The organism is Streptomyces sp. NPDC041970 (assembly GCF_055588985.1).
In genome coordinates this window covers 1-11,619 of the sequence record NZ_JBVJCD010000093.1, presented here as the reverse complement: position 1 = coordinate 11,619, position 11,619 = coordinate 1, and the positions used below count along the sequence as shown (strand labels likewise).

The 11,619-nt window shown below is 76.3% G+C and carries 10 protein-coding genes; 3 read left to right on the top strand and 7 right to left on the bottom strand.

The genetic code is table 11. The annotated features are described in order from the left end of the window. Positions 1–392: 392 nt before the first annotated feature. Entirely contained in the window at positions 393–1,616 is a 1,224-nt protein-coding gene (locus tag ACZ6EJ_RS26980; RefSeq protein ID WP_469270741.1) for an acyltransferase family protein, read from the bottom strand. Next, a complete protein-coding gene (locus ACZ6EJ_RS26975; protein ID WP_469270740.1) occupies positions 1,613–2,671 on the bottom strand; it encodes an alpha/beta hydrolase in 1,059 nt (352 codons plus the stop codon). Before ACZ6EJ_RS26975 ends, ACZ6EJ_RS26980 begins: the two co-directional genes overlap by 4 nt. 261 nt (positions 2,672–2,932) lie before the next feature. Between ACZ6EJ_RS26975 and ACZ6EJ_RS26970 the strand changes: the two genes are divergently transcribed. Beyond that, positions 2,933–3,670, top strand: a complete 738-nt coding sequence (locus ACZ6EJ_RS26970) for a dienelactone hydrolase family protein (protein ID WP_469270739.1) — start codon at positions 2,933–2,935, stop codon at positions 3,668–3,670. Between the two features lie 51 nt (positions 3,671–3,721). On the opposite strand, the gene ACZ6EJ_RS26965 is transcribed toward ACZ6EJ_RS26970, so the two are convergent. The 5 genes from ACZ6EJ_RS26965 to ACZ6EJ_RS26945 form a co-directional block, all read right to left on the bottom strand. After that, positions 3,722–4,411, bottom strand: coding sequence for a response regulator (locus ACZ6EJ_RS26965; protein WP_469270738.1), 690 nt, complete (start codon positions 4,409–4,411; stop codon positions 3,722–3,724). Further along, complete coding sequence (locus ACZ6EJ_RS26960) at positions 4,408–5,778, bottom strand: sensor histidine kinase (RefSeq protein WP_469270737.1); 1,371 nt, start codon at positions 5,776–5,778, stop codon at positions 4,408–4,410. The genes ACZ6EJ_RS26965 and ACZ6EJ_RS26960 overlap by 4 nt, the downstream gene beginning before the upstream one ends. A 174-nt stretch (positions 5,779–5,952) precedes the next feature. Continuing rightward, positions 5,953–6,909, bottom strand: a complete 957-nt coding sequence (locus tag ACZ6EJ_RS26955; protein WP_469270736.1) for a DUF4429 domain-containing protein — start codon at positions 6,907–6,909, stop codon at positions 5,953–5,955. Between the two features lie 78 nt (positions 6,910–6,987). Then, positions 6,988–8,205 carry an alpha/beta hydrolase gene (locus tag ACZ6EJ_RS26950; protein WP_469270735.1) on the bottom strand — a complete coding sequence of 406 codons (1,218 nt, stop codon included), beginning with the start codon at positions 8,203–8,205 and terminating at the stop codon, positions 6,988–6,990. A gap of 258 nt (positions 8,206–8,463) precedes the next feature. Continuing rightward, on the bottom strand, positions 8,464–9,150 hold the full coding sequence (locus ACZ6EJ_RS26945) for a TetR/AcrR family transcriptional regulator (protein WP_469270743.1): 687 nt from the start codon (positions 9,148–9,150) through the stop codon (positions 8,464–8,466). Between the two features lie 239 nt (positions 9,151–9,389). Between ACZ6EJ_RS26945 and ACZ6EJ_RS26940 the strand changes: the two genes are divergently transcribed. Then, positions 9,390–10,886, top strand: coding sequence for an MFS transporter (locus ACZ6EJ_RS26940; RefSeq protein WP_469270742.1), 1,497 nt, complete (start codon positions 9,390–9,392; stop codon positions 10,884–10,886). A gap of 210 nt (positions 10,887–11,096) precedes the next feature. Beyond that, entirely contained in the window at positions 11,097–11,483 is a 387-nt protein-coding gene (locus ACZ6EJ_RS26935; protein ID WP_469270734.1) for a peptidase inhibitor family I36 protein, read from the top strand. Positions 11,484–11,619: the final 136 nt, after the last annotated feature.

Genomic DNA, 11,619 nt, shown 5'->3' with positions numbered 1-11,619 from the left:
CCCCCCCCCCCCCCCCCCCCCCCCCCCCCCCCCCCCCCCCCCCCCCCCCCCCCCCCCCCCCCCCCCCCCCCCCCCCCCCCCCCCCCCCCGCCGGGGCGTGCGGGGCGCGTGGGCGGGCGGTGCGTGGGCGGTGCGCAGGGCGCGTACGGCCCGGCGCACAGGGTGCGGAGGCGCGTCCCGGCGCGCGGGGCGCGGGAGCGCCCGCGCCGCGTGTGGCCCGGCGGGTGCGTCCGCCGCGTACGCCGGTGGGGGCGCCCGTCCCCCGGCGCGGTCGGTCCGGGGTGCGCGCGCCTGTCGCGTACGCCGGTGCGGTGGCCGTTCACCGGCGTAGGGGTTCGGACGCGCGCCCCCGTCGCATACGCCCCGCCGCACCCCTCCCCGTACGCCGTCGCTCACGCCAGGCCCAGCGCGAACACCGCGAACCCCGCCGCCAGCAGCCCCGCCAGCGCGCGGCGGGCGTGGGCCGCGCGGGTGCCCGCCTGCCACGGGGCCTCGAAGCGGCGCGCGTACCGGGCGATCAGCACCAGCAGTCCGGCGAAGACCGGCAGCCAGGCGATCCGGGCCGCGATCCAGCCCAGCGTGTCCGGCGCGGTCGTCAGCCCCGCCACCGCCGACCCCGTGAGCGAAGCCGGCACGGCGGCGGCCAGCATCGCGCTCTGGTGCCAGCACAGGACCGTCATCGCCGACAGGTTGACCACCACGACCGGCGCCCACAGCAGCGGCGCGCGCAACAGCCGCCCGATCCGGTCCCGCAGCAGCACGGCCGCCCCGCTCTGCGCCGCCGCCAACGCCACCACCAGCAGCGACGGCGGATGCGAGTTCGTCCGCGCCTCGCCCGGAACGCCGACCATCGACGCCGGATAGTGGAAGACGAGCAGCAGCACGGCGAACAGGGCCCCGCCGCCGACGAGCAGCAGCCGCGCCCCGCGCCTCCCGAGCCGCCCCTCGCCCCACGCCACGCCCACCTGGTAGGCGAAGAGCCAACCGGGCAGGATGTTGAGCACGCTCAGCCAGGAGGGGGCCGAGGCGGCGAGCGGCCCGTAGCGCAGGAAGTCCACCGCCGCGACCGACCCCAGCAGCGGCAGCGCCGCCCACCCGCCCAGCCGCCGCGCCCACCGCACGCACAACGGGGTGAGAGCGGTGACCACGGCGTACACCCCGACGAACCAGAGCGGTTGGACCACCAGCGTCGACCCCGTACGCAGGGTGTCGGCGGGCGCCCCGAGGGCGGACAGCACCGCGAGCAGCACCGCCCACACGGCGCTCACCCCGAGCACCGGCCGGCCCAGGCGGGCGAGGCGACCACGCAGCCAGGCGGCGGACGTCGAGGTCCGGCGGCGGTAGGAGAGCGCCGAGGCGCACCCGCCGACCAGGAAGAAGACGCCGAGCATCTGGAGCACCCAACTGACCGGGGCGAAACCGCCGAACGCCGTCAACGGGCTCGCGTTGTGCAACCCGTCGCCGTCCAGCCGGAACCCGCCGAGCATCCAGTGCCCGGTCGGCACGGCGAGCAGCGCCAGGGCCCGCAACCCGTCGAGCGCCCGGTCGCGGTGGGCGGGGGTGGCGGCGTCGATCCGGGCCGCGCACCGCCGCGCCCCCCGCAACGGCGCGCTCATCGGCCCGCGCCTTCCACCGCGACGCCGCGCGCGATGGCGGCGAAGGCGCGGAGGGAGTCCGTGCCGGGCGCGAAGTAGCCGGTGTGCCCCCGCGCGTCGTCCGCCGGGACGCGCCGGGCCCCGAACGCCGGGTCGGCCGGATCGGCCCCGTGCCCGAGCCCCGCGAACCGTACGTTCGGCACGTCGTCGATCCAGTCCGTGGCGTCCTTCGCCGCCCACACCCGCGCCCGCGTCCCCAGCCCGTCCGCGTCGGCCGCCCGCATTCCGGGGGAGCCGACGGCCACCAGGTCGGTGGCGGGCAGCCGGGGCGCGGCGAGACCGCAGACCACGGAACCGTAGCTGTGGCAGAAGACGGCGGGCGCGGGCAGCCCGTCCGCCGCCAGGCCCTCCGCGAACCGGGCCAGCCGCGCCGCGCCCGCCGCCGCGAGGCCGCCGGTCGCCGCGTCCACCCCGACGCCCACCGGGGTGGTGTACCCGGCCCACGCGACGACGGCGACCTCCGGCCCGGCCTCCGCGCGCAGGGCCCTCGCCATGCCGGCCGGGGCGCCGTACGCGTCGCGCTCCCGGTCGAAGGTCCCGGCGTCCACGTCGGATCCCGGCACCACCACGGAGACCCGCCGCGCGGACCGCAGCTCCCCGAACACCTCGACGACCTGGCCGCGCCCGCGCGGGTCGAACGCCAGGACGCGGCGGCCCGGAGCGGCGAGCGAGCGGTAGCGGGGGTCGTCGGCGGCGGCGAGGGCCAGGGCGTTGGCGCGGTAGCGCAGCTCGACGGGCGCGCCGTCCAGGTTCCCGACCACGGACGGGTGCCGGACGACCAGCAGCAGGCGCTCCCGCTCGTCCAACGCGGCGAAGAACGCGGCGACTTCGGCGGGCGAGGCGTGCGCCGGATCGGGCAGCTCCCGCCCCAGCGCCCGGTCCGCCCGCCAGGCGGCGCTGCCCGGCGGCGGCCCGGTCAACGCCCGCTGACCGTCCCCCGAGACCCAGCCCGCAGTGCCCGTCACCACGCTCGTGGCCAGTGCGAACGCGACCAGCGTCCTCGCGTACCGGCGCATCGTGCCCTCCCTCTCCCCGGCCGCACCGACCGGTGCGACCGTGAGGAAGGTAGGGAGACGACGGGTGCGGAGGCGTCACACCGGGGGGCCAGATGGGACGTGATACCGGAGTAGGGGGTGGGGGAGATTCGCGCGAGCGGCCGAGGGCCGGTGACGGCGGTCCCGGTGGGCCTCGCCGTGTTCCGGGGGGATGCCCGCGTTGTTCTGCCAGTGGCAGAACAACGGTCGGGGCGGGGTCGGCGGTCACTACAGTCCCGTCCCATGACGACGATGACGACGCGCACGGTCGAGTACCGGGCCGACGGCCTGACGATGATCGGGCACCTCGCGCTCCCGGCCGGCGCCAGCCGCCGACCCGCGGTGCTGCTCGGACCGGAGGGCATCGGGCTCAGCGACGTCGAGCGCCGCCGGGCCGACGCCCTCGCCGAACTGGGCTACGCGGCGCTGGCCTTCGACCTCCACGGCGGGCGCCTTCTGGACGACCCCGAGGAGATGCTGGCCCGTTGCCTGCCGCTGCTCGCCGACCCCGACCGGATGCGGGACATCGGCCACGCGGCGCTCGACGTGCTGCGCGCCGAACCGCGGACCGACCCCGACCGGATCGCCGCCGTCGGCTACGGCACCGGGGGCGCCATCGCGCTGGAACTGGGGCGTGCCGGCGTCGACCTGCGCGCGATCGGGACCGTCAACGCGACCACCACGGGCCGACCGGGCGAGGCGGCGCGCATTCGCTGCCCGGTGTGGGCCGGGGTCGGGTCGCAGGACCCGATCATGGCGCCCGCGCAACGGGACGCGTTCACCGCCGAGATGCAGGCCGCGGGCGTCGACTGGCGCCTCACGGTCTACGGCGGCGCCCTGCACGCCTTCCACCACCCGTCGGTCGACCACCCCACCGTCCCCGGCGTCGGCCACCACCCGCGGCACGCGCAGCGAGCCTGGCGCGACATCGTCGACCTGCTCGCCGAGTGCCTGCCCGTGACGGCGGACCCGAGGGTGTGACCTGGGCGCACCCGCCGGCGCCCGGCCCGCTCCTCGTCGGGCGCCGACCCCCTACGCCCCCGCGCCCCCCGGCGTCACGAGCCCCGACTCGTACGCGAAGATCACCGCCTGCGCCCGGTCCCGCAGGTCCAGCTTGGCCAGCACCCGCCCGATGTGCGTCTTGACGGTCTGCTCCGCCAGCACCAGCCGTCCCGCGATCTCCTGGTTCGACAGCCCGCGGGCGATCAGCTCCAGCACCTCCGTCTCCCGAGGCGTGAGCCCGTTCAGCCGGAGCGCCTGCCCGCCGCGCGCGGCCCCCGCGGGCCGCTGCGCCGCGAAGTCCGCGATCAGCCGCCGGGTCACCGAGGGCGCCAGCAGCGCGTCCCCGGCCGCCACCACCCGTACCGCCGCGATCAGATCGGCGGGCGGGGCGTCCTTCAGCAGGAACCCGGAGGCCCCGGCGCGCAGCGCCTCGTACACGTAGTCGTCCACGTCGAACGTGGTGAGCATCAGCACCTTCGGCCGGTGCACCACGCCCACCGGCGGATCCAACAGGGCGCGCGCGGCGGCCAGTCCGTCCATCTCCGGCATCCGCACGTCCATCAGCACCACGTCCGGGCGCTGCCGGCGGCTGACGTCCACGCCCCGGCGGCCGTCCGCCGCCTCGCCCACCACGTCGATGTCGCTCTGCGCCGAGAGCAGCGCCGCGAACCCGGCCCGCACCATGGCCTGGTCGTCGACGATGGTCACGCGGATGGTCACGGTTCCTCCGGGGCGGGGTGGTCGGCCGGGGACAGCGGCATCCGGGCGGCCACCCGGAACCCGCCGTCGGGCAGCGGCCCGGTGTCCAGCGTGCCGCCGGTCAACCGTACGCGCTCCCGCATCCCGACCAGCCCGTGCCCGGTCCCCGCCGTCTCCAGCGGTGCGGCGGGGGTCGCGGCGGGGCCGTTGACGACCAGCACGTTCAGATGGCCGCGGGAGGCCCGGACCGAGACGCGGGTGCGCGCTCCGGGCGCGTGCCGCACCACGTTGGCCAGGGCCTCCTGCACGATCCGGTACGCCGACAGGTCCACCGCCGACGGCACCTCGCCCGGCTCCCGGCCCGCCTCCCCGTCCGGCCCCGCGCCGCGCCCCGCGCCCAACTCCGCGCCCAACGCCAGCTCCACCGGCAGCCCGGCCCGCACGGTGGCCTCCACCAACTGCTGGAGCCGGTCCAGGCCCGGCTGCGGGGCCCGGTCGCCCTCCCCGCCGTCGCTGCGCAGCACCGACAGCAGCCGCCGCATCTCGCCCAGCGACTCCCGCGCCGCCGCCGCGATCGCGGCGAACTCCTCCTGCGCCTCCGGGGACAGCCCGGTGAGCCGGTACGGCGCGGAGTCGGCCTGCACCGTGATCACCGACATGTGGTGCGCGACCACGTCGTGCAGCTCCCGAGCGATCCGGGTCCGCTCCTCCAGCAGCGTGCGCCGCGCCCGCTCCGCCTCGCTGATCGTCTCCTGCTCGGCCAGCAGCCGCGTCGCCTCGCCCCGCTCCCGCAGGGCCGCGGCGATCATCAGCACCACCGCGCCGAGGATCGCCAGCAGCAGGGCGCTGCCGTCGGCGCGGTCCGGAGCCACCAGGTGCAGCGCCGCCCCGGCGGCGGCCGTCACCGCCCACACGGCGATCACCGTCCGCCGCGTCTCGCGCAGGCCGAGGGCCAGCAGCACGAAGAGGTACGCGACGAGGACCGGCGGGGTCCACGGCCAGACGCCGTGCCGCTCCTGGGCGGGCTGGGCCAGCAGGACCAGCGCGCCCACGACGTCGGCCGGGAGGATGATCCACCACGCCTGGAGCGGGCGGTGGGCCAGCATCAGCAGGGGTGCGGCCTGGGCGGTGCCGAGCGCCCCGGCGAGCGCGCCGGGCACACCGTACTGCGTGGTCAGGACGGTGATGGTGACCGGGATGAAAGTCGCCGCGAGGGCGAGCACCACCCCGTAGGGGAGCTGCCGCTGCCACCGCCTCGGGGCGTCGGCCAGCAGCGGGGTGGCGGGATGGGACGCGTGGGACAGCCCGTGGGCCAGCTCGCGCAGATTGCGGCGGGCGGCGCTCAGGAGGCCGTCGGCGGGCGGAGGCCCGGCGGGGGGAGTGGACATGGCCCGGTCAGCGTAGACAGCCGGTCGCCGCACTCGCGTCATACCGGGGTCCCGGACGGGGGCCTCGCCTCTCATACCGCGGTACGGGGTCGGGCGCGCGGGGTGGCCTCGTACGGCGTGGGGGCGCGCCGGGGGGTTCCGTACGGCGTGGGCGCGCGCGGGCCCACCGGCGGGTCACAGCTCCGCGAGGAGCTGGGCCTTCTTGGCGCTGTACTCGGCGTCCGTCACCAGTCCCGCCCGGTGCAGCTCGCCGAGGTGGTGCATCCGCTCCGCGATGTCCGCCGGGTCGCGCCGCCCGGCCGGGACCAGGACCGACGCGGTCGCGGCGGTGGGCTGGGACCGGCGTATCGCCTCCAGGACCGCGGCGGCGAACGGCAGCGACTCGTGGACGGGCCCGTACCCCACGCCGAACAGGACGGCCGCCGGGTCCTGGTCGGCGGCGACGACCAGGCGCTCCGGGGGCGCGGCCACGGCGGCGCCCCCCTCGGACCCGTCCCCGCACCCCGCCGGGGCGCCGAGGCTGCCGCCGGAGCGGTGGTCCACCGGGGCGGCCGCGCGGGGCAGCAACCGCAGGCAGCCGCCCGGCGCCTCGGGCGTACGCCACTCGATTCCGGCCAATTCGCCCACGCGGTACGTCTGGTCGCCGGCCTTCCACTTGGCGCTGGAGGCCCCGGTCCGCGACCACCGGAAGGAGACCCGCTCGCCGTCGAAGGCGGCCCGGCCGTCGTACGCCTTGAAGTGCAGCGGCGCCTGCGGGGCCGGGACCAGGAAGCGGTCGGCCGGCTCGTCGCGGTCGGGGCCCAGCAGGGCCCGCAGCCCGGCCGCGTACTCCTCGGCGAGCTGCTCCCGCTCCAGCGGAAGTACCAGGCGGTAGGGGTCGCACCCCTCCTTGAGCTGGCCCGCGGCGGCCTCCGCCAGGGGGTCGGCGCCCGGTCTGGGCACGGCGCGCAGGACCACCGTCCCCCGCTTGCCGGGGGCCGCCGCCACCGACGACAGCGCCGCGAGAGGGACGCGCCGCTCCCGCAGGCCCTGGAGGAGCCTCGGTGTGCGGATGCCCCGTTCGTAGCGGATGAGCAGGGAGTCGGCGTCGAGCTCCCAGGTGGCATGAATTCCGGCCAGCACTTCACCCATGCGCCTCATCGTATGCGGCACAGGCCCGCACGTCCCCCCTCGGAGCCGGTCCGCATTCATCCGCCCGACACCTCTCCTCTACGCGCGTCGTCCGTTCTCCGGCTCCGGGGCGCCGCCCCGGCACGCGCGGGCCGCGTCGGCGCAGCGGACCGACCCGTACGCGCCGACGCCGATCGCGGCGAAGTTGTCCAGGCTCTCGGCGCCCGGTCGGAAGTAGCCGCTGTGCCCGGCCGCGCCGGCCGCCGAGACGATCCGCGCCCCGAACTCCGGGTCGACCGGGTCCGCCCCGTGGCCGATCCCGCCGAACTCCAGATGCGGCACGTCCCCGATCCAGTCGTCCCCGTCCCGCGTCGCCCAGATCCGGGCCTCGGTGCCCAGCTCGCGGGCGCTGGCCGCCCGCATTCCGGGGCTGCCCGCGACCGCGATGTCGGTCACCCGGCCGGGGGCGTCGTCCGCCGCCACGCCGCAGACGACGGAGCCGTAGCTGTGGCAGAACAACGAGACCGCCGAGGCGCCGGGCAGCGCCCCGACCATCGCGTTCAGCCGCACCGCACCGTCCGCCGCGAGCCCGCCGAGCGCCGCGTCCATGCCGAGACCGGCCGGGGTGGTGTAGTCGGCCCAGGCGATGACGGCGGTACGCGTGGCGGGGGCGGCCGAGCGCTCGGCCGCGTACAGCGATCTCGCCATCCCCACGGGCGCGGCGTGCGCGCGGCGGGTGCGCTCCAGGGTCAGCAGATCGGTGTCCACGCCCGGAACGACCACGGACACGCGGGCCGCCCGGTCGAGGTCCCCGAACACCTCGGCCGCGCGCCCCCGGCCGGACGGGTCGAACGCCAGGATCTGGCGGTCCGGGGCGAGCAGCGACCGGAAGCGGTGCAGCCGGCGCTCCGCCTCGGCGCGGCCGGCCGCCGGGAGCCCCCCGTCCCGCACGCGCCGCCGCTCGGCCGCGGCCGCCTGCTTCAGGGCCAGCCGGTTGGCGTGGTAGCGCAGGGCGACCGGGACGCCGTTCAGATTCCCGACCACGGAGGGGTAGGCGTCCGCCAGGGCGGTCCGCTGGACCGAGGTGAGCGTCGCGAAGAAGCGGGCCATCCGGCGGGCGGGCGCGTCGACGTCCGGCAGCGCACGGCCCGCGACGCGCTCCCGCGCCCAGGCGGCGAGCGCCGAATCGCGCGGCCCGTCGGGGTGGTGATGGCGTACGGCGCTCCATCCCGTGGTCGCCAGCATCACGAACACCACCGCGACGGCGAGCAGCGCCCGCCAGGCGGTCAACGTGGGTGAGGAGTCGAAAGAAGTCACTGCGCCACACCCTAAGGGCTGCCCTCCGGCCCCCAGCGGGTGCCCGAAGGCGGTCGCCAGGCCCTCCCGCGAGGAGGCGGCGGCCCCGCGCGTCCGGAGCGCGGACGCCTCTTCGCCGTACGCCGCACCGCGTCCGACGTGCGCACCGACCGGCCGGGGGCCGCCGGGAGGTAGGGACGGGCACGCGCCCGCTTCCGTGGTGCGCGTGACGTGAATCACCTGCTCCGCGAGGCATGGAGCCGCGCGTGTCGCGCGGCGTCAGCGGGACGCCGTGCCCGCGCCCCGCCCGTTCGCCGTCCGCCGCCAGGAGTGCCCGAGCGCCGGCCCGAGCTGGTCGAGATACCGCTCGGTCAGAGCGCGCAGCGCCTGCGGACTCGGGTCCTGCCCCTGCCCCCAGAGCTGCCCGGCCACCCGCAGCGCCCCGGAGAACGCGGCGACCGCGACCCGAGGGCGGGGGTCCCGGTCCACGTCGAGCCCTTCGCGGGCGGCGATCAGCCGGGCGATCTCCTCCTCCATGGCGACCCCGCGCCGCATGTGGGCGGCGAGCAGGACAGGAGTGGACTCGATCATCCGGTAGACGCGCATGTGGAGGTCGACGGTGACGACCTCCTCGATCGCCTCGCCGATGCTGCTCCAGGCGCAGAGCACGGCCCGGCGCATGGCGTCGAACGGGGCCTCCGCCGCCGGGCGGCGGCGCAGCTCCGCCAGGAAGCGGGTCTCGACCATCTCCTGGAGGGCGAAGGCGGTCTCCTCCTTGTTCGCGAAGTAGCGGAAGAAGGTGCGCTGGGAGACCTCCACGGCGTCGACGATCTCGTCGACCGTGGTCCGCTCGTACCCCTGGTCGGTGAAGAGTTCGAGGGCGGCGCGCAGCAGGGCGTCGCGGGTGCGCTGCTTCTTGCGCTCACGCAGTCCGGCGCGGGGCTCGGCCGTCGGCCCGTCGATCACGTACCGGCCTCTCTTCCTGCGCATTTGTCCAGCTCAGCTTACCTGTGAGCTACGTGACAGTTACTGACTTGTGAAGGGGTTTGTCAACTGTCAGCGACTGTCACTAGTCTCCGGGTATGACTAGTCAGACCACCGTCGAAAAGGCGCCGCGGGAGCCCGAGGACGACGGCACACCCGCTCCGGTCAAGGGGCTTCGCGGCCACCCCTGGCTGACCCTCTTCGCCGTCGCCATCGGCGTGATGATGGTCGCGCTCGACGGCACCATCGTCGCCATCGCCAACCCCGCGATCCAGCGGGACCTCGACGCCTCGCTCGCCGACGTCCAGTGGATCACCAACGGCTACCTGCTCGCCCTCGCCGTCGCCCTGATCACCGCGGGCAAGCTCGGCGACCGCTTCGGCCACCGCCAGACCTTCCTGATCGGCATCGCGGGCTTCGCCCTCGCCTCCGGCGCGATCGGCCTCTCCAGCGAGATCTCGCTGGTCATCATCTTCCGGGTGCTCCAGGGCCTCTTCGGCGCACTGCTCATGCCGGCCGCCCTCGGCCTGCTGCGCGCCACCTTCCCCGCCGAGAAGCTGAACATGGCGATCGGCATCTGGGGCATGGTCATCGGCGCGTCCACCGCGGGCGGCCCCATCGTCGGCGGTCTGCTGGTCGAGCACGTGAGCTGGCAGTCGGTCTTCTTCATCAACGTCCCGGTCGGCGTCCTCGCGCTCGTCTTCGGCCTCGTGATCCTCAAGGACCACCGCGCCGCCAACGCGCCGCGCTCCTTCGACGTCCTCGGCATCGTGCTGCTCTCGGGCGCGATGTTCTCCCTGATCTGGGGCATCATCAAGGCCGGTGAGTCCTGGGGCTGGGGCGACGGGCGCACCTGGGCGTGGCTCGGCGTCGCCGTCCTGCTCTTCGCGGCCTTCGGCCTGTGGGAGACCAAGGTCAAGGAGCCGCTCGTCCCGCTGGGGATGTTCCGCTCCATCCCGTTGACCGCGGGCGCGATCCTCATGGTGCTCATGGCCTTCGCCTTCATGGGCGGCCTCTTCTTCGTGACGTTCTTCCTCCAGGGCGTCCACGGCATGACCCCGGTCGACAGCGGACTCCACCTGCTGCCGCTCACCGCCATGATGATCGTCTCCTCGCCCGTCGCCGGCGCGCTGATCACCAAGTTCGGCCCCCGCGTCCCGCTGGTCGGCGGCATGGTGTGCACCGCCACCGCGATGTTCGGCATGACCACGCTCAGCGAGGACAGCGGCGCCTTCGCCATGTCCCTCTGGTTCGCGCTCCTGGGCTGCGGCCTCGCCCCGGTCATGGTCGGCGCCACCGAGGTCATCGTCGGCAACGCGCCCATGGAGCTGTCCGGCGTGGCCGGCGGCCTCCAGCAGGCCGCCATGCAGGTCGGCGGGGCCCTCGGCACCGCCGTCCTCGGCGCGGTCATGTCCGCCAAGGTCAGCTCCGAGTTCGCGGACAACTGGGCCGCCGCCAAGCTCCCCGGCGCCCCCGACCCGAAGCTGGAGGAGGCCGCCGAGTTCGGCATGGTCCCCACCGAGGCGCTGTCCAAGGCCCCCGGCATGACGCCCGACGTCGTCGACCGCATCGGCGGCGTCATCCACGACACGTTCCTGTCCGGCATGGGCCTGGCGTTCACCGTCGCGGGGGTCGTCGCCGTGGTGGCCGCCCTGGTCGCCACCCTCACCAAGCGCGGGGCGAACGCCGAGGCGGGCGCGGGAGTCGGCCACATCTGACCGCGTCCCGCCTCCCCCCGGCGAGGGGGAGCCTCCCCCTCGCCGGGGGGAGGACTCGTCAACACCGCCCAGGTCACCGCCCCGCCGAATCCTTTCGGCGGGGCGGTGACCTATCAGGGTGGAGCGCCCCGGCGCCCCCTTCCCCCGGCCGTGCGCGGCGGAGCACGGTGGGCGCACGACGAAGAGCACCACCACGGGGGTTGATCCACCATGCGCACGACCGTCCTCGCGGCCGCCCTGGCCGCCGCCGCACTCCTTCCCGCCCTGGCCCACGACCGGGCGGCGGCCGCGCCCGAGGCGTCCTCGGACGTCCGCCTCGGCTCCTGCGGTCCGGGGAGCCTCTGCCTCTGGCGGAAACCGGACTTCGCCGGCGCCCGGCAGACCCACGAGCTGTCCGCGCTCGACATCGAGAGCTGCGTCCCGCTCCCCGCCGGCGGCGACGCCCAGTCCCTCGCCAACCGCACCGGCCGCCCCGTCACCACGTACCAGTCCGCCGAATGCGATGAGACCGGCGAGTTCGAGACCTATCCGGGCGGCGGCACCTGGGTGCCCCGCACCCCGTACCGGGTGCGGGCCTTCAAACTTTGGGAGAACTGAACCGGCGGCCCCGAAACGCCGGAGGGGGGGGGGGGGGGGGGGGGGACGCCCCCCCCCCCCCCCCCCCCCCCCCCCCCCCCCCCCCCCCCCCCCCCCCCCGCCCCCCCCCCCCCCCCCCCCCCCCCCCCCCCCCCCC

Excerpts from the sequence above, each read along its gene's own strand:
- ACZ6EJ_RS26955 (WP_469270736.1), bottom strand. The coding sequence starts at position 6,909 with ATGGGTGAAGTGCTGGCCGGAATTCATGCCACCTGGGAGCTCGACGCC.
- ACZ6EJ_RS26940 (WP_469270742.1), top strand. The coding sequence starts at position 9,390 with ATGATGGTCGCGCTCGACGGCACCATCGTCGCCATCGCCAACCCCGCG.
- ACZ6EJ_RS26960 (WP_469270737.1), bottom strand. The coding sequence starts at position 5,778 with ATGTCCACTCCCCCCGCCGGGCCTCCGCCCGCCGACGGCCTCCTGAGC.
- ACZ6EJ_RS26935 (WP_469270734.1), top strand. The coding sequence starts at position 11,097 with ATGCGCACGACCGTCCTCGCGGCCGCCCTGGCCGCCGCCGCACTCCTT.
- ACZ6EJ_RS26970 (WP_469270739.1), top strand. The coding sequence starts at position 2,933 with ATGACGACGATGACGACGCGCACGGTCGAGTACCGGGCCGACGGCCTG.
- ACZ6EJ_RS26975 (WP_469270740.1), bottom strand. The coding sequence starts at position 2,671 with ATGCGCCGGTACGCGAGGACGCTGGTCGCGTTCGCACTGGCCACGAGC.
- ACZ6EJ_RS26980 (WP_469270741.1), bottom strand. The coding sequence starts at position 1,616 with ATGAGCGCGCCGTTGCGGGGGGCGCGGCGGTGCGCGGCCCGGATCGAC.